Origin of the sequence: Rhizorhabdus wittichii, from assembly GCF_017607425.1 — a bacterium.
GTDB lineage: Bacteria > Pseudomonadota > Alphaproteobacteria > Sphingomonadales > Sphingomonadaceae > Rhizorhabdus > Rhizorhabdus wittichii.
In genome coordinates, this window is record NZ_CP059319.1 from 5,600,262 (window position 1) to 5,620,205 (window position 19,944).

Genomic DNA, 19,944 nt, shown 5'->3' on the forward strand with positions numbered 1-19,944 from the left:
CTCTTATCGAATTAGTTGTTGCGTTGCAATGCGGTATCGTTGACTCCTATAGCCCCAACCCCCGCTGCCGCCCTACCTGCCACGACACCGAACCGCCCTGCATGATACCCGCGACCTCGCGGCCGAGCTGGCGGTCGATGATCGGCCGCCACGGGACAAGGGTGAACTCGTGGCTCTTTTCCACGATGGCGAACTTGCCGCTCGTTAGCTGGACAGTCCCGGTGAACTTGCCGCTGACACTCTCACCATCCTTGGCGGCGCGGAACGGCAGCGCCTTGCCCTCGGCCATCTCCGCACCGGCGCGCGCAACTTCCCGCTCGCGCAGGGTGGCGAGAAGATTGCGCCGGTAGAAGATGCGGCCGTCCCTGTTGCGCGTGGCGTCGCGCTGTTCGATATGATGCTCGCGGCGCTGGTCCATGGCTTCGCGGACCTGTTGCCCGAAGCCGGTCGGCGCAAGGTCGGCCGTTTCGCCTTGGACCAATCGCCGGTCCAGCCATGTCGCGCCGTCCGAACGTATCTGCCTTTGCAGATCAACCGGGGAAAGCACGCGAACGCTGGCCTGCCGGTCGCGGCCGGCATCGTAATCAGCCGCGCGGCTGACCAGATCATCTGGGATGCGCCATTGGTCGGCGTCGATGCGCTCGACGATGCCGGCCCGGCGCAGCGCCTCCAGCCGCCGGACATGGGCATCGATATAGCCCTCATAGTCGCCGCCGGGAACGCGGCCCTCGAATTTCGCCTGCTCCAGATGACGGCTCGGCCGATAGATGCCGTCCTCGGCGATGGCGGTGATGGTGCGGTCGGACGGTCGGGCTGCCGCCTCGGCCGGGCCGATCTGGACGACGCTGCCGATGCGGGCGTCCTCCAGCCGCTCGGGCGCGATGCCGGCAATGTGGTGTGTGCGGCCGTCGATCCCGTCCACCACGATTGTCAGGTTCTCGCCCAGCTCGTCGGACAGGTGCTTGTCCACGACGCGGCCGACGATGGGCGTCTCGGGCGCTCCGTCATGGATTTGGAAGCTCATGGGATCGCGTTCGCCGCCCTGCGGCCCAAGCGCCTTGTGCATGGTGCGGATAATGTCGCCCCGCTCGCCCAACTCGCGCAAGACCGGTTCCATGTCCTTGCTCAATTCCCAAACACCGGGCGCGTGCTCGGTCGCCAGCCCCATCTTCTCCAGCTTGGCGAGCCTGCGCAGGCGTAGCGTTCGCTCGAACTGCCGCCTCGGCGCTGCCGGCTCGTGGCGCAGGTCGACGAAACGGGCATCGGCTTCCTCGGCCATGGCGCGATCGATGCGGGCGAAACGGTCCTGGTCGATTTCGGCGGACAGCTTGCGGGTCTGCTCAATCTCGGTAACGGGGCCGAGTTCCAGACTGGCAAGCTCGCTGGCGCGCTCGCGCAGGCCGTTGGCGAGATAGTCGCCGTTGATGACTAGATCCCCGCCCGTATCATCGCGGCCGTTGACGATGACATGCACATGGGGATGGCCGGTGTTGTAGTGATTGACGGCAACCCAATCCAGCTTCGTGCCGAGGTCGCCTTCCACCTGTTTCATGAAATCGCGGGTGTAGGCCGTGAGGTCCGACAGCTCCGCGCCATCCTCGGGCGAGACGATGAATCTGAACTGATGGCGGTCATCCTGACCACGATCAAGGAAGGCGTCGCCATCGGCGCGGTCTTCATGCGCCGAATAGAGCTGGCCGCGTTCGCCGTCGCGCGAGGTTCCGTCACGCTGGACATAGCGCAGATGCGCGCGGGCACGGCCGCCCTTCCATGCGGCCCGGACGCTGCGCTGCTTGACGATCACGCGGCGGCTGCCCGGCTGGCGATGATGCCAGTTGCCGGATATGTTCCGGGCGCGCACGAAGCTCGCGCCCCGGCCGCGCTTCACGCCCTTGCCGCTGGCGGCCATGGCGCGAGACCGCCCCGGCGATGACGGGCGCGCGGATGACGGCATGGAAGGATCGCGTGAGGCTGCCGCCTGATGCTGGCGGGTGATCTTCCTGACCTGCGTGAAAAAGCTCTTGGTCTTGCCGGCCTTCGGCGTGTCGGATCGGATGCGGCCGGGCTTCGGACGGAAGCGGTTTTCGTCGTCGGCGCTCAAGGGCGCGACTCCAGCCCAAATCGCCGAAAAACGGCCGATCTGCGCCTATGGTGCCGCTCGAAACCCTGCAAAGCCAAGGCTTTGCGCAAAATCGCGGCACGCGGCCCCTCAAAACCATGGTGCCGGAACCGGCCACCTAACCAGTGTGCAGACAACAATAATTTCCAGAAGCGGCCCCATATGGTGCCGTCTTCTTTAATCTTGCCCTCCGCCCTTTCTGTCTTTTCTGCCCCTCCTGTCGGGAATCCTGCCGGGCGCAAACCTGCCCGACCGGATGCCGAAACCAGCGCCGCCGAGCGCGGGAACGCCGCCCTCATTGCGTTCTCCCATCGCTGGCGCTCGCCACGAAAATGCTGCCATCCTGCGGCTCCGCACGGGCGGGGTCGCGCGCCGGAACGGCAGCGCGGCCGTCGCCTGTTTGCACCTCGGACGGCGGCGCGGCGGTAGTTCGCGTGTCGGCCGGGCGCATGACGAATAGCGGTGCCCCGCGCCAGTCGGGCGGCGGTGCCGGTGGTTGCAACGGCGCATCCGATGGAGCCGCGCCGCCAAGGATCGGGGCGAGCGCGGCGACATAAGCGCGTGTCTCGGCGGGAAGCGGGCGGCCCGTCGCGCGGTGCTCGTCATAGCGGCCGGGGCCGGCGTTATAGGCCGCAAGCATCGCGCCGACATTGCCGTAGCGGTCGAACATCTCGCGCAGATAGGCCGTGCCTGCGAGGATGTTGTCGCGCGGGTCGTAGGGATCGCGGCCGAGGCCATAGCTGACGCGCAGGCCCGCCCATGTGTCGGGCATGACCTGCATCAATCCCATGGCCCCTGCCGCCGAAATCGCGCGCACGTCGCCCGCGCTTTCGGCGCGCAGCACGGCGCGAATCCAGTGCTCGGGGATGCCGAACCGCTGCGACGCCTCGGCGATGTGCGCCGCATAGGGATGGGCTGCGGCCGGGCGCTCGACGGGCGCGGATTGCGCGACAGCGATGCCCGAGCCGATGCAGACGGAAAGCGCGCCGGCCAGCAGCAGGACGGCAAAATGCCATGCCGGCCTGTCTCCGCTTCGCCGGCAGCCTGCCAGCGTGCTCGCTGCGGTCAAGGGCAAGGCGCAAGCGCCGGCCGATGGCCGCCCCTGACCTTCGCTGCGCGCGCCGGCCGTCTGGTCGCCGAGCGGGACGAAGGGATGAGACGGCTTTTCCGCGAACAAAGGGATGCCGATCTTTGACCTGATGGCGGGCCGGACGCGCGCGGCCGTCATTCCTCATCCTCGATCTTCCGAGCGTGCTTCCAACGCAGGGTCCAGACCGAAGGATCGTCATTGGACTGGAACAGCTTGGCGCGGATCGGGAACGGGAAGATCGGTCCCTCCAACCTCATCGACACGAAGTCGCCTGCATTTTCGCTGGAGTCTTTCCATGCGGGGCCGGCGTCCGGGCCGTCCTCGCTATCGAGGCGCACGCGATAGTCGGGCGCGTTCTTCATGTCGCTCGGCTTGGCCGGGACGATGAACAGCTTTTCATGGAGGCCGAACGAATGAAGCTCCCCCGCATAGCCGGTTTCGGTGCGGGTGAAGGTGCCTATCTCTGCCATGGGAAATCTCCTGCGTTTGATTTTCGGGGGTGGTTCAGTGCGTCGGCGCGCGCCACTCGTAGCGGCCGACGCCTTCCTCATCGGTCCAGAGCGGGACCGCTCGGCCGATGACGGAAGCTGCGGGGACGGGTCCGAAGTAACGGCCGTCAAGGCTGTCGCGGACCTCCCAATTCATGAGGAAAAGCTGGTCGTCGCCGATGACGCGGCAGCCCTGCCAGACGGGCAGATCGCGGCCGATGCTGTCGCGCTCCAGCGCCTCGCCCATCTCGATCCCGTCAACCGTGATCGTGCTGCCGGCGCGGCAAACCCGTTGTCCGGGCAGGCCCAAGACGCGCTTCAACAGCGGGACGCCTAGCGCGATATAGCCGCGCTCGACCATGAAGGCGGCGAGCGGTTCGGGCGGCATGATGGCGACCAGCTCGGGCACGTCGAGCGCGTCGGCCGGCTCGACGGTGTAGAAGCCGATGGGTGCGCTGGCCGTCGCGTTCCAGATGAGTTTCACGGGCCAATCGACGCCACTGGCGGCGGCGATGCCGAGGACAGCGAGCGCCGTCACCGTGAGGGTGCGGAGGCGCGTCATTGCTCGATCCTTCGGCGGTGAAGCCAAGCGGCATGGCGCTCGGGCGTGTAGGCGTGCGGCTCCAGATTGGCGGTCAAACGGTTGTGGACGTGCCGCCAGTGCTCCGGTGCGGCGTCGGCCGGATCGAGGCCGAGCGCATCCACGGCGTCGATGGCGGCAAGCGCGCGTTGCACCTTCGGCCAGCTATCGAGGCGCAACAGGATTTCGCCGCCGGGGCGCACGAACGGCAACGTCTGGAACGGCTCGCCACGCCCGATGGCGCGCACGATGTCGATGCGGGAAACGACCGTGCCATGGTCGCCGCTCGCCCATCGGACGAAGGCAAAGACGCTGCCCGGCGCGAAGCCGACGACGCTGCGGCGGCGGTCGATGATCTGCTCATAGCTCTTGCGGCCGAAGCGTATCCAGTGCTCGACCTTGCGTTTCTCGAAGGTCAGTTCGACCAATGTGGTGAAGGGCGCAGGCCCGTCCGGCAGCGGACGGCCATGCGCGCTGCGATGGGCGCGACGGGTCATAGGGCGTCTCCGGCGATGTGCTGGTGGGGGTTGTGCGCGTGCGCGGCGTCAACGGAGGTCATCATGGCTCGTCGTTCCCGGCAGAACCGGCACCACGCTTCGCCTGCGCGCGCGTCAAAGAAAAAGAGATAGATTCTCTGTTAGATAAGTTAGCGGTCGGATTCCGCTTTTCAGGCCAAAGCGTTAGCTGCGGTTCGTGCGCCTGATCTGCCGATAGTGCTGCGCCTGATGTGCCGATACCCCGTGCGCCTGATCTGCCGATGGCATTAACAGGGTTATCAACAGTGCCTGTTGACAGTTTTTCGGGGCGGATGCGCAGCAGCTCGCGGCCGTCTTCCCGCTCGATCTGGAGCAGGTAGCCGGGGAGCTGCTGGCGGGCCGCGATCCGGCGCAGGTCGAGCGCGAAGTCGGACGGCCGCGCGAGGCTGCCGGATTTCTGGTGAAGGTGCGCGACCTCGAAAATCCAACCGTGGCGCTGGTGCCCGGCATGCTTTCTGGCGACGCGGTAAAGCCATCGCTCGATGCCGCCAGTCAGCCGGAAGTAGGCCGGGTCGATGGTCAGGACCAGCGAACGGTCGATGACGCTGTTGTAGAACCATTCGGGCAGGACGAACTCCATGCCCTCGACGCGGCCGGCGCGCGTCGTCATTTCCTCCCACTCGTTGATCCATGAAAATTGCCGGCGACGCCAATGCGGGCCGTTGCGGATCGTGGTGGCGATGACGGTCGATTGCAGCCGCGACAGCGCGGCTTTCAAAAGCCGGTATTGGTGATTGCCGGTCGGCCGCCCGATGGCGCGCAACAGATGGTAAGGCGTAAACCGGACAAAGCGCGACGTGGTGAGGCCGTTGTTCTCGGCCGCGACGATCTGCGAAGCCGCCCATATCAGCACATCGGCGTCCCATATGGTCGCCATGCCGTGCTCGGGCATCCCGAACACCTGCACCTCTATGTCGGCGGCCTTGTAAAGAATCGGCTTGGTGCGCGGGGTCTTCGCCAGCGAGAAGAACGGCCGTTCCATCAAGTCGCGCTGGTCGCGCGGCGGCGCGTCGCCGGTTGCGACCACGAAGGGGTCTAGGCGGCTGCGCTCGCTGTCCTCGGTCGGCTGTGCGGGGTCGTGGTCGTCCTCGCGCAGCATCTAGCAGTCGCCCCGTTCTTCGGGCGTAAGCGGACGCGCGGGAAAGACGGTGCCGGCGGTCTTGTCGCGGGTGGATTTGCGCTCGCCCGCCGCGCTCCAGTCTTCCAGATCGCGGACGGTGTAGAGGACGCGACCGCCGACTTTGCGATAGGTCGGCCCGGTGCCATAGGTGCGATGCTTCTCAAGGGTGCGGATGGATATGCCGAGGAAGCGCGCGGCTTCCTTGGTGCGCAACAGGCGCGGCGGCAGGCCCGCAAGTGGGTTGGGCATGGATCACCTCCAGTCGGGATTGGGCTGCCGAGGGCGGCAGCGGACTGTGGCGAAACATGGCGAGAGACCGGCGGCGCGTAGCGTGCCGCATTTGCGTCTATGCGCTGGCGGCACCCCCTCAAGGGGCGGTGCGCGGCCAATAGATGAGGGATTTCAGCATCCCGTGCCGCGATGCGCCGAAAAGGCAAAGACATTCGCGCGCAGCTCGGCTAAGATTGTGGGTGGAGCAGACGCGCTGCTCTGGGGCGTAGTAACCCCTGACTAGCGGTTGGTGTCGGCCGTGACGGCACCACGATCCTCGAACCTATGGTCGGGGAGCCTATGGCGTATTCTCTCGTTGCGGTGGTCAAGAGGGGATATCGCTCATCGCCACATAGTCAGACCCTCCTTTGCCTGATGGTGCGCGTTCGCTGACAGGATTCGCTATTCTCTTCGAGGTCGTTCCGGCCGTTGGTTAGGTCCTCTTCTGGAGGAGCGAGCCGGATGCCGTCAGTTTGGGGTTCTTCCACGAGTGGCGCCTTCATATGTCAACAACGTCATGATCGCCCATTGGACGGTCTGACAATACGCGTACATCAAGGTCGCCTCCCCGCCGTTCCTGCAGGTAACGCCCGAGCGGGTTCAGACCGCCCGCCCAGGTTCCGCTGGTGTCGGACGATTAGCTGGTCGCCGCGGCAGGAGCCGCAGGTTCCATGGTCGCCTTGCCCCAGCGAAAGACGCTCTGGTCACGCCAGATCCTGTACATGACGGTGGCGAGCTTGCGGGCCACGGCCACCTTCGCCTTGTTGAAGCCGATACGATTCACAAGCCTCACGCCCCAGGCTTTCAACGTCGACCAGCGCTTGACGCTGACGAGCAGGACCGTGGCGGCCTGCACCAGATGCAGGCGCATGCCGACATCGCCGCGCTTGCTGATGCGGCCGTGGCGATCCTTCTCGCCGGATTGCTGCCGACGCGGCGTCAAACCGAAATACACGCCCACATCGGCGGCGGTCTTGAAGCGCGATGGATCATCCACCGCGGCACGGAACGCCAGCGCTGTGACGGGGCCTACGCCCGGAATCGTCATGAGCTTCCGGCAGATTGGCTCAGTCGCCGCAATAGCCTCAAGCCGTGCATCGGCATCGGTGATATGCCGCGCGAGCACCCGATGCACGTCAAGCAATGGTAGCAGCAGAGCCTTGATCTGGATCCCTATGTCCTGCGCATGCGTCAGGGCATCGACCACCCTGTCACGGAAGGTCTCTGCACCGACATTGCCGCGGGCCACCACAAAGCCAAACGGCTTCAGCAGGCCGCAAAGCTCGTTCTCGAGGTCGACACGCTGCTTGACCAGCCGACCTCGGGCGGCAAGCTGCACCCTCAATTCCTGGCTGGCCTGCTCCCTGACATGGACGATGTTCATCCAGTCGGAACCCATGCGGAGCAGTTCCGCCAGGCCACGCGCATCGTTGCGGTCGGTTTTGTGCCGCTTCAGCGACAAGGCCCGATGGGCATGCACCGCATCCATGCAGACCACATCGAAGCCCATTTTGCGCAAACCATGATAGAGCCATGCGGCCAGGCTCCCCGTTTCCATTCCCAGCTTCAGCGGACCGTCGAGCCGCTTCTGCAAATAGCGACCGATCTCGAACGGGTCGGTCTTCGCTTGGCCTTCCAGAACAACCTGGCCCTGCTCATCCACAACGCAGATGCTCGTGCTGCGCTGGCTGACATCAAGACCTACACTGAAAAGCGCTTCATGCCGGATCACATCCGCCGGCTCGACTTTCATCGCCATGGAGAGCCTCCGATTTCTGCGGTGACTTCGGCGAGTCGTGCATCGCACCCTCGCAACTGGCAGCCTCTTTCAGCCGCATCCCCACCGCAACGACCCTATTTGTCCAAGGCTACCCGCCCAAAGTCTCTAGCTGCTGCCCTCCTGAAGAGGATATCCTGGCTTTATTAGGCTATGTCATGATCTTCTTCTCCGTCGATCATTGCAAGTCCACATCATCCATCCCGGAGTGCAACAGTCTCTTCGCGGTCCGGCGCTTGCCATGGCCGTTGGGCCGATCGCCTGCCGCAGTATGGGCATTCACGTGCAAAGGGTGGAGCTTCAACAAGCGTAACGAGGTTGTCGCCACCTCACCTTTAGTCCCGAAGTCTCCGATCCCTCCGCCTCCCGGGAGGACTGTTTCGCCGCTATTGTGCGGGCGAACCTGGTGTGGCCTGCGCGGTTAAGCCGGTAGCCGGCCCTGCATCAGCGCACGGTGCGCCGACACGTCGGCCGCCTTGGCCATGAAGTGGGTGCCGTCGCGCCACAGGCTGAACATGATAATCGCCAGCTTACGCGCGAGCGCGACCTTCGCTTTGTTGAAGCCGATCCGCTTGCTGAGCTTGAGGCCCCAGTCCTTGAGCGTGCTGAACGATTTGGTATTCGACAGCATGACGGTCGCAGCGCCGACCAGATGCGTGCGGGTCAGCTGATTGCCCATCTTGCTGATGCCGCCATGTGTCAGGCTCTCGCCCGATTGATAGACGCGCGGGGTCAGGCCCAGATAGGCGGCCACGTCATCAACATGCCGGAAGCGCGTCGGGTCCTCGATTGCGCTGTAAAACGACATGGCGGTGATCGTACCCACGCCGGGGATCTCCATGAACCGCCTGCAGATCGGGTTCGATGCGGCCAGCAGTTCCAGTTCGCGCTCGATACGGTTGGCCTCGACGTAAAAGCCTTCGCATAGATCGAGCAGTGGCAGGACCCGTGGACGCAGATCGACGCCTTCGGTGTCGGCGATCAGGCACAACTGGTCGATGGCGCGGCTACGGTAGCCGGCGGCGGTTTCCGTCCCGCTCTCGATCCGCCCGCCGTAGACCCGAACCAGGCCGCGGATCATCGCTTCGGTTTCCCGCCGCTGTTTGACGAGACGGTCGCGCATGGTGAGATAGGCCCTGATCTCGAAGCACAGGTTCGATTTGACGTAGACCTCGGTCAGATATTCCCGACCCGTCCGTGTAATCTCGGCGATGCCGCGCGCATCGTTCGTGTCGGTCTTGTTCCGTTTGACCGACAACACGCGATGCACCTGCCGCGCATCGAGCACCACGACCTGGAAGCCCTGCGCGCGCAGCTTGGTCGTCAGATGCGGCGTGAGGCCGCCGCTCTCGATGCCAATAAGGGTGACATGCGATTTGAAGTTTTTACGCAGATAGCGTCCGATCTCGGTCGCGCTGCTTTTCATCGAGACCTGGTGAACAATCGCTCCGTCGCAATCGACGACGCAAACCGCGCTGCTCTTATAGCCGACGTCCAGACCAACCCAGAACCGCGCCGCGGACGGATCAGCCTCCGCCCGCTCGATCGCCGCTACGTAAGCCGGTGCCACAATCTTCTTCGACATGACCGATTCCTTCCCTGCCAAAATTTGGCCAAAAAAGGATATCCTCGCGTCGAGCGCCGGGCAGCAGCTAACCCACAAGTCATAGGGCCGTCTAGTCACGGTTACTAACTCCCCGATCACCAGGTAGAGGGGCCATTTGCGGGGGCGCACCGCAAGCAAGGCTCTCTCCAGATGAAGGGGATGGCGATGCGGGTTCCCGTCGAACTCGATCCCGATGTGGACGATGAAGCGCCGACCGGCGACACCATAACCGTCTATGACGAACGGCATTTCGTGACCTATCTGCGCTTACTGGATGCGAAGGCAGAAGGTGCGGACTGGATGGAAGTCGCGCGGATCGTGCTGCACCGCGATCCGGTTGCCGAGGAACTTCGGACCTATCGTTGCTGGCAAAGCCATCTCGAACGCGCGCAATGGCTTTCGCATGAGGGCTATAGGAAGATTCTGGAACAGGCGGCAGCTAACAAGGCGTGAGCATCGGCGGTTTTCAGTTTGCTTTGTGTCGCAAGTTTCGGGACTCTGAACAGGTCAGCTCATACGTTACCTCGCCGTGCTCAGTGCCAGGTATAGGGTCGGGAAAATCCAAGAAATCCGTCCGCGTGTGTTTCATGCCAATCTTCTCCATTACACGGCGCGACCCTTGGTTGACCGCCATTGTATTGGCCACAATTTTATCATACCCGGCGACCTCGAAGCCCCAACTGATGAGAGCCGACGCGCCTTCAGATGCCAGCCCCTGACCCCAAGCTTCCCGGCGTAGTCGATATCCAATTTCAGCTACCGTCTTCACTTTCGGCAACAAGCAGAACCAGCCGACGAACTCGTCATCCACATTGCGTCGCGCCGTCCAGACGTTCGGCTCGGTCCCTCTTGGCATGAGAAACGGCGCGGTCGCCGGATCGGCCCTGTCATGATCAACCGCGCCATTGTTGAGAAACCGCATCACTTCTGGGTCAAGCTCTAGCTGGATGAAGTCGATGCGATCCACCGGGGTGCAAGGACTGAGCGTCAAACGCGCCGTCTTTAGTAAAGCCATAGCAAATGTTCTCAAAAGAAATTTCGAGTTGGTCGGTGCGAAATCGTGGATTGCCCAACAATTTTAGTCAGTCGTACGTCGGCTTTGTATTATGTTAGCTTTCTAACCAATCTCTACCGAAGTTGTCGCGTAAATTCACTTCTCGGAAGGCCGATTTTCCAGCCTTTTTCGTGTCGCACGTCATTGTTGCAGTTGGCAGAAAATTTGCGACATACAACAAGATGGTGCTCGGAATGATCAACGCTTGTTGGGCCTGATTGGATAGTGGAGCAACAGGCGATAGCCGCCGAGCATCATTTTAATACCGTGAGCGACTAGGCGGCGGGCCTTGTTTTTGCGCGGGTCATTCTCGAAATCCTCCTTGCTGCCGCGAAAGCCGAGAAGGACTTCGGCGATCGTGCGATAGCTTTCGCCGTGCAACCGCGCGTCGAGCGCGCGCAGGGACAGGATATGCCATTGCCGGAGCTGGGCGGGAACGGCCCGGAAGTCGGGGCCGGGTGCGCGACCATTGAGGGATCGCCAGAAACGGCGGGCGGCGTGAGCGCGAAGCTCCAGAAAATTATCCATCGGTAGCGTGGCGGCGAAGGCACCCGAGTCCGACACCGCCTCGGGCAGCCAGAATTGATGTGAGACACCATCCACCTGCCAGATGCCGTGCCAGCCATCGGCAGCACGGCGCATGTCGAGGTCGGAGAGATGGGCCAGCGTCAATATTGGTTCGGTGTCGCCACCCTTATGCTCGACCGGCGAGAGCATCACCGCTTGAGGATGAAGGCTCGGGCTCCAGATTGGCGGCAGCCGATCATGCGGCGCGTCGGGATCGCATGGGAAATCGCAAACCCCAGCGATCCGCAAACGCTTCAAGGTCACGGCCGGATGGTTCCCCGGCCAGTGCGATAGTCTGGAACTCATGACGATAATCGTCATTCCGGCGCAAATATTCCCAAGCGAAACCGGCGGCCGGAATATGCTTCGCGTGCCTGTATGCCGCCGGCGAACGCCAGTCGATGCTTAGCATGGCGCCACCTCCCAAAGCTGGGGCGCGCAAGGCAGCCCAGCCCTTAGAGGTTCAAAGATCGCTAGAAATATAGAAGCCGCTTAAAGCAGATACCTTGAGCGGCTAACACGATCATTCGTGGTTATTGTCTGCTTAACAATATTTTGATGATTCTGCGAGACGTCCGCCCGCAAAAGTGCGGGCAAGGCGCTCCAGCGTTCACTGGCTGGAAAACACATGCACCTCGCCATGTGCGGTTTCGACTGTGAAAAACTCGCCGTTCATTTCAGCGTCACGGGCCATTGCTTTCCAATCAATGTAGTAGCATAGCGCATCGGGGGTCGTGATGCCGCTTTCAGCGGTCAAGTCCTCCATGAAGTCGGCAAGGCTGGCGAACTGGCCGTGATAGCAGTCCTGCAAGGCGGCTTCGGCTTGGTCAATATCATCGTCGCACTGGTCCAGCAGGCCAGCGCCTAGCCCGCCATGCTCGGCGATGAAAGCGCCCATGCGCGCCACGGTGTCGATGCCGGCATATTCCTTGATGGTGACGCCCTCGAAACCGTCATAGTCGTGGATGGCATACTCCTCCGCGTGCTCGATGGGGGACCGTGCGAGCATGGCCGCAATCTCGTCCCTGATTTCGTCCGCGTCCTGATCTGCGTCGATCCAAGCTCCATGCAGATACCCGCTATTGTAGGCGGCAAGGCAGGCGACATAGATGCGGGGATTGCTGTCGGAAAGGTTGGTCATGTCTCTGATCCTCGGGTTTGGGGTTCAGAGCAGCGAAGCGCCGCTCCTGAACCCTTGCCCGGCGGCGAGCCACGGGTAGCAAGGCGCAGGAAAAGTCTCTGGCACCGTGGAATAAATGGAGGGGACCCGCTTGCGGGGAGCGGGCCGTTTATGCCGCGAAAGGCCGGAGAGTTTTCTTGCGCCGCGCGAGGGCGACGCCCTTAGCAATCTTCTTCCTAACGATCAGGTGAGACGCGGCGGCAGCCGCGCCGGCCCGGAGGCGAACGCGCTTCCACATTGCGCTGTAGAGAGCCGGAGGGTCGTTAGTGATATAAAGCGCCTAATCGCATTATGAATGGCGTGGACAAGCCGGGCAAATCATGTCACCTATGTTACATAAAGCACAAAGGCCCGTCACATGACCAAAGGCGATTCCGGCCGCGTCGTTATCGAGATCGAGCCAGACCTGAAGCGGCGACTCTACAGCACGTTGGCAATGGACAGTTCGACTCTCAAGCGCTGGTTCATTCAGTGTGCGGAGAGCTACGTTAAGGACAGGGCTGCCGGGAAAACGGACGTTAAGAATCAGAAGGCGGAGCCTCGGCAATGAATTTCAAAGAGTTTCAGACCGAGCAAAAATTACGCGGCGGCTACTACACCCCCGCCGACCTTGCAACCTTCCTTGTCCGGTGGGTGCGCCACAACGACCCCACCGACATTCTAGAACCGAGTTGCGGCGACGGCGTTTTTTTCAAGCCAATAGCGGACCTGATTCCGACCGCCCATGTGACCGGCTTCGAGATCGACCCGGCCGAGGCGAAGAAGGCTAGCAAGGCCGCCCGTCAAGCGGGCTTGCGCGAGGTAGGAATCCGTAGCGACGATTTTCTAGGTTGGGCTGGCGAAGCCCTTGAGGGCAAGCGGGAGCAGTTCGACGCCGTTCTTGGCAATCCGCCCTTCATTCGCTATCAGTATTTGCCGCCGCTTTTTCAAGGTCGCGCCGAAACCATCTTTTCTGCCCTTGGTTGTAAATTCACGAAGCACACAAACGCATGGGTGCCGTTCATTCTGGCGTCCTTCGCCCTGCTGCGGCCGGGCGGACGGCTTGCAATGGTGGTCCCGGCCGAGATCATCCACGTTACACATGCGCAATCGCTGCGCTCATATCTTGGCGCGAACGCCAGCCGCCTAGTCGTCATCGACCCAGAAGAATTGTGGTTTGAAGGCACCCTTCAGGGCGCGGTCCTGCTCATGGTCGAGAAGAAGGCGCACCCGGACGAACACGCCGAAGGGCTTGGCATGTACCCCGTGAAGGGCCGGAACTTCCTGAAGCTGGACCCCGAGGACGTTTTCAGAGCGCCGCAGTCTATCAACGGGAAGACCGTCGCCGGGAAATGGACGCGGGCGCTATTGTCGCCGTCCACCCGTTCGCTGCTGGACGGCCTGATAGACAGCGGCGAGGTTCGCCGCTTCGATGACGTGGCAGAGGTTGACGTTGGAATCGTCACCGGGGCCAACAAGTTCTTTCTGGTCGAGGATGAAACAGTAGAGCAATTTGGCTTGCAGCAATGGGCGCACCCGATGTTCGGCCGCAGCGAGCATTGCCCCGGCGTCGTCTATGACGAGCGCCAGCACCGGGCAAATGCGACCAAGGGTAAGCCGACCAACTTCATATGGTTTCAGGACCGGGGCGTTGAGAAAAGCCGCACCGGCAAGCGCTACATCGAGCAGGGCGAAAAAGAGAGCCTGCATACCCGTTACAAGTGCCGCATCCGGTCCCCGTGGTATTCTGTGCCGTCAGTCTATGCGACTGAAATCGGAATGCTGAAGCGGTCCCACGATACGCCCCGGCTAATTCTCAACCGGCTACGCGCCTACACCACGGACACGGCTTACCGCGTCAGCCTCAAGGAAGGCACGGCCGAGCAATTCGTTTATGGCTTCCTCAATGCGCTGACGGCCCTTAGCGCGGAGCTTGAGGGCCGCCACTACGGCGGCGGCGTCCTCGAATTGGTGCCGTCCGAGATTGAAAAGCTGCTAGTCCCTCCGCCGCTGAAGGTTCGGCCGAAGGTTGCCGAGCTTGACAAGGCCGTGCGGACAATGCCGATGGACGCTGTTCTTGAGCAGCAGACGCGGCGCACCCTTGGCGGCCTTGGCCTGTCGGCGGCCGATCAATCGGAATTGCTGAACGGATGGAAGCGGCTGCGCGACCGGCGGCACCGCGTGTCCGCCGATGCTGAAGCTGATTAGTCGATTTCCAGCACGAACGAGTCCGGGTCCGTTTCGTCCCGGTAAAGATACATCGTGCGGTCTAGCAGATCCTCGCGGGCTACGAGGGGCCGCGCTTCGCCCCAATGCAGTTGGGTCATGCTGTTGCTTTGCTCATAGGCGGCCGTGTCCGTCCGCGTGTTGTGCGAAAGCCGCAGCGTGAACACCCCATAATCAACGTCGCGGATGATTAGGCGGAACTGCGCTTCAGCGCGTTCCATGTGTTCCTTGCCGGGCGCTGTGTCGTGGTGCCAATCCAGCCCGCTAAAGACCTCGTCCCGGAAATAATGGCGCTGGTCGATATCGTCCATTGCGCCCTTGGTGAACAGCATCGAGCCGGTGGGGTTCGTGTTCTCACCAGTCGGAATCGTCAGGTATCGCCGCGTCAGGGGGCGGCTTTCCCATACAAGGGCGAGTTGGTTCCGCACAGGCGCGGCCGGTACTGAAGCAACGACCGGGGCAGCGGCCGGTGCCGCTGGCGCAGCAGCAGGAGCCGCAGCCGCTGGCGGCATAGCTGGGCGTTTAACGGGCTGTGTTTTTAGCTTCATTTTCGGGATAGTGTCGAGATCACGATTGCCGGACGAGCCGCCCGGCGTCGGGGCTGCCACTATACTTTCATCGACCACGCGCCCGGCTTCCAGCAGTGCTGCCACTGCCGCTGCGTCCGCGATGCTGAAAACATGTTCCGGATAGTCGGCCCGCATTCCAGCGATTTTCGCCAGAATGTCGGCCACAAAATCCGCGTCGTCCTTCATGCCGAGATCAAGCGTCATGGTAACACTTGCCTCGATATTAGAGTTAAGGCCGCCAATCGTCAGGTTAGCGCTGCCCAGCACGAGCCGTGCGGTCGAGGCATTCCTAGCAAAGTAGATTTTTGGGTGAAAGATCACGTTGCGCGAGCCGGTATCAACTGCAAGCACCGTACAGCCAAACTCGAGCGCGGCGAGAAGTCCTTGTGCTGAGGTTATCCCGTTGCGGATGCCCGCAATGATAGTTGTCACGGCTGCGGCAGGTTCAAGAGCCTCGCGGATTTGCTGGAGGCCACCCCGATTCATAAACGCCGTGCTGAAGATAATCTCATCGGGCTCATCAATCGAAAGCACATACCGCACGGCGGCAAGGTGATTTTCGGGAGTAATTCCCTGAAAGAGTAACCTGCTTCCCATCTCGCCCCCACCGATTCGCTTTCTATAGACGATACCGGCGGTTGGTCGCCGAGTCATCGCGACCGGTGCCTAAAAGCGCCCCCTAACCGCTCATCAAAGGAATCGTAATCATAGGCTAGAGACCGGCGCGGCTGGCGAGCAGGGCTTATCAGGTTGCTGGTGCGTAGCCCGTTGTGGATGGCGATAATCAGAAAAGTTAACGCTGGAGCAACACCGCCGTCTCATACAGAAATTTCGTGCCCTCGGGGGAAGTAAGAAGTAACATTCGTATCTGGGGGGAGATTTAGATGGCTGACAGGGGAGCACATTACCACTGCTGCGACTTTCAGGTTCATTCGCCGCGCGATCTGCAATGGAATGGCGGGAACCATGTGACGGAAGCGGAGCGCATGGCTTACGCGGCTAGGCTGGTCGAAGCGTGTCGGGAGAAGGGCTTGAACGCGATAGCCGTCACCGATCATCACGATATGGCTTTCGTTCCGTTCGTGAAGCGCGCCGCGCTCGCCGAAACCGATGCCAACGGCGCGCTATTACCTGAGGATAAGCGCCTCTCTGTTTTCCCCGGCATCGAATTGACACTCGCCGTGCCCTGTCAGGCCATCCTCATTTTGGATGCTGATTTCGAGGAAAACCGGTTCCCAGCCGTGCTAACGGCGCTCGCCATAAATCCCGCGCCTGACGACGATGCAAAGACCGCGCAGACCGAGCGTCTAGAAAACATCCAGTCACTCAGGATCTTGAAGGAGAAACTCGACGAGCATACGTGGCTGCGCGACCGCTACATCGTTTTTCCGAATGTTACCGGCGAAGGGAAGTTTTCGCTTCTTCGCAACGGTATGATGGCCAAATACAAGGAAATGCCTTTTGTTGGCGGTTACGTCGACGGAAGTATCAATGACCTCAAGGCGGGGCCTATGAGCATCCTTGCGGGCAAGGACAAGGCTTGGGGCAACAAGCGCATCGCCTGCATACAGACTTCTGACAATCGCCGCGAAGACCATGACGATCTTGGCAAGCATGCATCTTGGATCAAATGGGCGAAGCCGACGGCGGAGGCTCTGCGGCAGGCGTGTCTCGCGCAAGAGTCACGTATTTCGCACGACGAACCTAAGCTGCCGTCCGTAATCATTTCGGGGATCAGCGTAAGCAATAGTCAGTTTCTCGGCCCCATCGACCTTGCATTCAATCCGCAATATAACGCCCTCATCGGCGGGCGGGGGACGGGAAAATCCACTATTCTCGAATATCTCCGTTGGGCGCTATGCGATCAGCCACCGGCAACGGACGACCCGGACGCGCCTAATTATCAGTCGCGCCGCAGCCGGCTCATCGAAAACACGCTCAAGCCGTTGGGCGCGACGGTCGATGTGACTTTCATTGTCAACGACGTGATCCATGTCGTTCGGCGCGATAGCAAGGACGGAAGCCTGCTCATCAAGGTAGGCCCCGACGAGATGCGAGTCTGCAACGAGGCGGAAGTGCGCGCGCTCCTGCCTGTGCAGGCGTATAGCCAGAAGCAACTGAGCGACGTGAGCGTGCGCACCGACGAGCTTGCCCGCTTCATCACCGCGCCCATACGCATGGAGCTTGCACAACTAGACCGCCGTATTTCGGAAAAAGCGGAACGTATCAGGCAGACTTATGCCAATCGCCGCCGGCAACAGGCGCTTGCGGCCGATATCGCACGCCGCACGCTGGAAGCGCGTTCGCTGCAAGAGCAAGCGGACGCCATCCGCAATTCCCTGACCGGCTTGTCGGATGAAGACCGTGCCCTTCTCAATCAGGGGAAGTCCTACGACGCCGCCGAGGAAGCCGTTGACGGCTGGCAGAACGACCTTCGGTCGGTTGCCAATAGTCTGTCCGACTTGTCTGCGGAAATTGCGGCCAGCCTTGAGCAGGCGGCTCCGCCGCCCGAGGTCCCGGACGGCGACCTCTTGAAGAATGCGCACGGCGAATACACTCAGTTGATGACGCAGGCGAGCCAAGTGATTGACACCCTGCTTGCGCAGCTGCGCAAGCCTGCCGAGGCAGGCCCCGGCACGCCGTGGGCAGATTGGCAGCAGAAATTGCAGGCTTTCAGGGAAGCATATGAGGCAGCCGTCAAGCGTTCATCCGCGCACCGTGAACGTATGGAACAATTGCAGACCATTGAAGGTCGGCTGTCCGCCTTCCAGAAAGAGACAGCACGCCTCGGCGACGAGCAAAAATCGTTAAAGACAGCAGGCGACGTCTATGCCGCCGAACGACAAGGCTGGCATGAGCTCAAAGCCGAGCGCGACAGGCTTTTCGATGTTCAATGTCAGAAACTGACCGAGAGCGCGAGCGGCGCTATCCGCGCTCACGTCAAACGCTACGCCGATGCTAACGAATTTGTGGAACGACTCCGTGAATCTCTTTCCGGCTCCAATGTGCGGCGAGAGCGCGTCGAGGCGCTTGGTGAGGCCATCATCACGGCCGAAAACCCGCAAGAACGCTGGTCGCGCATTCTCGATGATCTTGAAATGCTTGCTGCGTTCGAATCTGACCAAGAGGGCAGTGATCGCCGTCCGGAAACACCAGCATTGTCGGCAGCAGGACTCACTGCTGGTGATCTTGACCGGATTGCACGGAAGCTATCAGCAGATGACTGGCTGGCACTATCGCTTATCGATATCAAGAGCGAGCCATTCTTTGAGTACCGCGCTCGCGAAAGCGACTATATTCCGTTCAAGAACGCGTCGGCGGGGCAGCAGGCGACGGCACTCTTAAAGACATTGCTCAATCAGCCAGGGCCGCCTCTGCTCATCGACCAGCCCGAAGAAGACCTAGACAATCCAGTTATGCAGGAAATCGTCGAGCAAATTTGGAGTGCGAAGCAGAAGCGCCAAATCATCTTCGTCAGCCACAACGCCAATCTTGTCGTCAACGGCGATGCCGAACTGGTCGCATGGTGCGACTACAGAAAGGCCGGCGACCAATCCGGCGGCAAGATCGCAGGCGAAGGTGCCATCGACGTGCCCGAGGTTCGTGAGGCTATCAAACGCATTATGGAAGGCGGCGAGGCCGCCTTCAACCTCCGACGAGAAAAGTATGGCTTTTAACAAATAATGACCTGCTAGCGGACAGCTTGAAGTCAGCGGGTCAAGGGCGGAAGCGTTGTAGGGTCGCTTGCCTAGGAATTCGCTACAGGCTTTCCTAGGCTTCTAATGGCGATCAAGTGTCATTTTGTAGGGCTATAGCGTAGATGCAGTTCTCTGTTCGTCGGCTTTCATCGAGCACTTTACCGAGTCGATACCAAACTGCACCAGTTGCTGTCTCCAGCGATAGATGGGGAAATGTCGAGCTTCATCGCCAGCGCGAAAAGCTCAATGATTTCAAGATCGAACTTTTCTGACGGTAGGCTTGACGGTATCTCGATATGCAAAAAAATATTTTTGCATTATTTTCAATGCGCTAAGCCGTCTCAAAATAATGGAGTGGGAGTAAATCGGAACTAGCGGACAGCCGGTGGCTGTCCGCCCGATTTGCTCGGCGCTGCAAGGCGCCGCGGGGAGGAATTAGCGGATGGCCCGATCGCTGTCCGCCCGATCTCTTCGGAACCATCGAAAGAATTTCGGGAGAGTGTCGGCTCCCCGAAGCCCCGTTCGTCGTTCCGGCGTCAGGCCGTGAAGCCGGCGCGAACGAGGAGACGGACGATGCGTGTGATGGTTCTGGTAAAGGCGACCGAGGACAGCGAGCAGGGTTTCCGGCCGACCCCCGAGGCGCTCGCGATGTTCGAGGCGATGGGCAAGTTCAACGATGAACTGGTCAAGGCCGGCATCATGGTCTCGGGCGACGGCCTCACCCCCTCTTCGCGCGGCAAGCGCGTTGCGTTCGACGGTCCCGGACGGACGGTCATCGACGGACCCTTCGCCCATCCCAACGAACTGGTCGCCGGCTTCTGGCTCTGGCAGGTCAAGGACATGGACGAGGCGGTCGCCTGGGTGAAGCGCTGCCCCAATCCCATGATGGGACCGAGCGAGATCGAGATCCGGCCGCTGTACGAGCTCGAAGACCTGCAATGAGCGGCCGACATTCGACATATGGCGCGACGTGCGGGGGCCTTCGCAGGAGGGGGCGGAACGACGCTTGAAATGCCGATGTCGGTGGTGGATGGATGGCCGTGAAGCTCGGAAAAATCATTTCCCGGGGTACGAGCCGCGCTGGT

General features: G+C 61.5%; 18 protein-coding genes and 1 pseudogene. 4 read left to right on the forward strand and 15 right to left on the reverse strand.

The features are described from left to right. Nucleotides 1-46 precede the first annotated feature (46 nt). From HRJ34_RS29695 to HRJ34_RS26780, 10 genes and pseudogenes are all read right to left on the reverse strand, one after another. Nucleotides 47-1,279, reverse strand: coding sequence for a DUF3363 domain-containing protein (locus HRJ34_RS29695; RefSeq protein WP_226949219.1), 1,233 nt, complete (start codon nt 1,277-1,279; stop codon nt 47-49). A gap of 168 nt (nt 1,280-1,447) precedes the next feature. Then, a pseudogene (locus HRJ34_RS29700) lies at nt 1,448-1,954 on the reverse strand (relaxase/mobilization nuclease domain-containing protein); the annotation flags it as partial. Between the two features lie 460 nt (nt 1,955-2,414). Further along, a complete protein-coding gene (locus HRJ34_RS26745) occupies nt 2,415-3,347 on the reverse strand; it encodes a lytic transglycosylase domain-containing protein (protein WP_208632938.1) in 933 nt (310 codons plus the stop codon). Beyond that, the gene (locus HRJ34_RS26750) at nt 3,344-3,679 is read right to left on the reverse strand and encodes a DUF736 domain-containing protein (protein ID WP_208632939.1); all 336 of its coding nucleotides are present in this window, start codon (nt 3,677-3,679) and stop codon (nt 3,344-3,346) included. Before HRJ34_RS26750 ends, HRJ34_RS26745 begins: the two co-directional genes overlap by 4 nt. Before the next feature lie 34 nt (nt 3,680-3,713). After that, entirely contained in the window at nt 3,714-4,259 is a 546-nt protein-coding gene (locus HRJ34_RS26755) for a S26 family signal peptidase (RefSeq protein ID WP_208632940.1), read from the reverse strand. Continuing rightward, nucleotides 4,256-4,774: a DUF2840 domain-containing protein gene (locus HRJ34_RS26760; RefSeq protein ID WP_208632941.1), complete on the reverse strand. Its 519-nt coding sequence runs from the start codon at nt 4,772-4,774 to the stop codon at nt 4,256-4,258. Before HRJ34_RS26760 ends, HRJ34_RS26755 begins: the two co-directional genes overlap by 4 nt. 61 nt (nt 4,775-4,835) lie before the next feature. Next, nucleotides 4,836-5,912, reverse strand: coding sequence for a replication initiator protein A (locus tag HRJ34_RS26765; protein WP_208632942.1), 1,077 nt, complete (start codon nt 5,910-5,912; stop codon nt 4,836-4,838). Then, nucleotides 5,913-6,182 (reverse strand): helix-turn-helix transcriptional regulator, encoded by a 270-nt coding sequence (locus HRJ34_RS26770; protein ID WP_018426335.1) that lies wholly within the window; start codon nt 6,180-6,182, stop codon nt 5,913-5,915. 658 nt (nt 6,183-6,840) lie between these two features. Then, on the reverse strand, nt 6,841-7,962 hold the full coding sequence (locus HRJ34_RS26775) for an IS110 family RNA-guided transposase (RefSeq protein ID WP_208631983.1): 1,122 nt from the start codon (nt 7,960-7,962) through the stop codon (nt 6,841-6,843). A gap of 439 nt (nt 7,963-8,401) precedes the next feature. Then, complete coding sequence (locus tag HRJ34_RS26780) at nt 8,402-9,565, reverse strand: IS110 family RNA-guided transposase (protein WP_208631982.1); 1,164 nt, start codon at nt 9,563-9,565, stop codon at nt 8,402-8,404. A gap of 171 nt (nt 9,566-9,736) precedes the next feature. On the opposite strand from HRJ34_RS26780, the gene HRJ34_RS26785 reads away from it, so the two are divergent. Then, a complete protein-coding gene (locus HRJ34_RS26785) occupies nt 9,737-10,039 on the forward strand; it encodes a DNA -binding domain-containing protein (protein ID WP_407586946.1) in 303 nt (100 codons plus the stop codon). 13 nt (nt 10,040-10,052) lie between these two features. On the opposite strand, the gene HRJ34_RS26790 is transcribed toward HRJ34_RS26785, so the two are convergent. The 4 genes from HRJ34_RS26790 to HRJ34_RS26800 form a co-directional block, all read right to left on the reverse strand. Then, nucleotides 10,053-10,601: a GNAT family N-acetyltransferase gene (locus HRJ34_RS26790; protein WP_145396302.1), complete on the reverse strand. Its 549-nt coding sequence runs from the start codon at nt 10,599-10,601 to the stop codon at nt 10,053-10,055. Between the two features lie 237 nt (nt 10,602-10,838). Continuing rightward, nucleotides 10,839-11,471 carry a DUF2285 domain-containing protein gene (locus HRJ34_RS26795; RefSeq protein ID WP_226948974.1) on the reverse strand — a complete coding sequence of 211 codons (633 nt, stop codon included), beginning with the start codon at nt 11,469-11,471 and terminating at the stop codon, nt 10,839-10,841. Then, the gene (locus HRJ34_RS29705; RefSeq protein WP_226948975.1) at nt 11,404-11,619 is read right to left on the reverse strand and encodes a transcriptional regulator domain-containing protein; all 216 of its coding nucleotides are present in this window, start codon (nt 11,617-11,619) and stop codon (nt 11,404-11,406) included. Before HRJ34_RS29705 ends, HRJ34_RS26795 begins: the two co-directional genes overlap by 68 nt. 198 nt (nt 11,620-11,817) lie before the next feature. Next, complete coding sequence (locus HRJ34_RS26800; protein WP_208632943.1) at nt 11,818-12,348, reverse strand: antirestriction protein ArdA; 531 nt, start codon at nt 12,346-12,348, stop codon at nt 11,818-11,820. Between the two features lie 585 nt (nt 12,349-12,933). Here HRJ34_RS26800 and HRJ34_RS26805 point away from each other — a divergent pair. Then, on the forward strand, nt 12,934-14,574 hold the full coding sequence (locus tag HRJ34_RS26805) for an Eco57I restriction-modification methylase domain-containing protein (protein WP_208632944.1): 1,641 nt from the start codon (nt 12,934-12,936) through the stop codon (nt 14,572-14,574). On the opposite strand, the gene HRJ34_RS26810 is transcribed toward HRJ34_RS26805, so the two are convergent. Continuing rightward, nucleotides 14,571-15,704 (reverse strand): phospholipase D family protein, encoded by a 1,134-nt coding sequence (locus tag HRJ34_RS26810; protein ID WP_208632945.1) that lies wholly within the window; start codon nt 15,702-15,704, stop codon nt 14,571-14,573. The two genes, HRJ34_RS26805 and HRJ34_RS26810, sit on opposite strands and share 4 nt — an antisense overlap. 341 nt (nt 15,705-16,045) lie before the next feature. Between HRJ34_RS26810 and HRJ34_RS26815 the strand changes: the two genes are divergently transcribed. Both HRJ34_RS26815 and HRJ34_RS26820 read left to right on the forward strand, forming a co-directional pair. Beyond that, the gene (locus tag HRJ34_RS26815; RefSeq protein ID WP_208632946.1) at nt 16,046-18,838 is read left to right on the forward strand and encodes a TrlF family AAA-like ATPase; all 2,793 of its coding nucleotides are present in this window, start codon (nt 16,046-16,048) and stop codon (nt 18,836-18,838) included. 594 nt (nt 18,839-19,432) lie between these two features. After that, the gene (locus tag HRJ34_RS26820) at nt 19,433-19,801 is read left to right on the forward strand and encodes a YciI family protein (protein ID WP_011952163.1); all 369 of its coding nucleotides are present in this window, start codon (nt 19,433-19,435) and stop codon (nt 19,799-19,801) included. The last annotated feature ends 143 nt before the right edge of the window (nt 19,802-19,944 follow it).

Excerpts from the sequence above, each read along its gene's own strand:
- HRJ34_RS29695 (WP_226949219.1), bottom strand. The coding sequence starts at position 1,279 with ATGGCCGAGGAAGCCGATGCCCGTTTCGTCGACCTGCGCCACGAGCCG.
- HRJ34_RS26745 (WP_208632938.1), bottom strand. The coding sequence starts at position 3,347 with ATGACGGCCGCGCGCGTCCGGCCCGCCATCAGGTCAAAGATCGGCATC.
- HRJ34_RS26750 (WP_208632939.1), bottom strand. The coding sequence starts at position 3,679 with ATGGCAGAGATAGGCACCTTCACCCGCACCGAAACCGGCTATGCGGGG.
- HRJ34_RS26755 (WP_208632940.1), bottom strand. The coding sequence starts at position 4,259 with ATGACGCGCCTCCGCACCCTCACGGTGACGGCGCTCGCTGTCCTCGGC.
- HRJ34_RS26760 (WP_208632941.1), bottom strand. The coding sequence starts at position 4,774 with ATGACCCGTCGCGCCCATCGCAGCGCGCATGGCCGTCCGCTGCCGGAC.
- HRJ34_RS26765 (WP_208632942.1), bottom strand. The coding sequence starts at position 5,912 with ATGCTGCGCGAGGACGACCACGACCCCGCACAGCCGACCGAGGACAGC.
- HRJ34_RS26770 (WP_018426335.1), bottom strand. The coding sequence starts at position 6,182 with ATGCCCAACCCACTTGCGGGCCTGCCGCCGCGCCTGTTGCGCACCAAG.
- HRJ34_RS26775 (WP_208631983.1), bottom strand. The coding sequence starts at position 7,962 with ATGGCGATGAAAGTCGAGCCGGCGGATGTGATCCGGCATGAAGCGCTT.
- HRJ34_RS26780 (WP_208631982.1), bottom strand. The coding sequence starts at position 9,565 with ATGTCGAAGAAGATTGTGGCACCGGCTTACGTAGCGGCGATCGAGCGG.
- HRJ34_RS26785 (WP_407586946.1), top strand. The coding sequence starts at position 9,737 with ATGAAGGGGATGGCGATGCGGGTTCCCGTCGAACTCGATCCCGATGTG.
- HRJ34_RS26790 (WP_145396302.1), bottom strand. The coding sequence starts at position 10,601 with ATGGCTTTACTAAAGACGGCGCGTTTGACGCTCAGTCCTTGCACCCCG.
- HRJ34_RS29705 (WP_226948975.1), bottom strand. The coding sequence starts at position 11,619 with ATGCTAAGCATCGACTGGCGTTCGCCGGCGGCATACAGGCACGCGAAG.
- HRJ34_RS26800 (WP_208632943.1), bottom strand. The coding sequence starts at position 12,348 with ATGACCAACCTTTCCGACAGCAATCCCCGCATCTATGTCGCCTGCCTT.
- HRJ34_RS26805 (WP_208632944.1), top strand. The coding sequence starts at position 12,934 with ATGAATTTCAAAGAGTTTCAGACCGAGCAAAAATTACGCGGCGGCTAC.
- HRJ34_RS26815 (WP_208632946.1), top strand. The coding sequence starts at position 16,046 with ATGGCTGACAGGGGAGCACATTACCACTGCTGCGACTTTCAGGTTCAT.
- HRJ34_RS26820 (WP_011952163.1), top strand. The coding sequence starts at position 19,433 with ATGCGTGTGATGGTTCTGGTAAAGGCGACCGAGGACAGCGAGCAGGGT.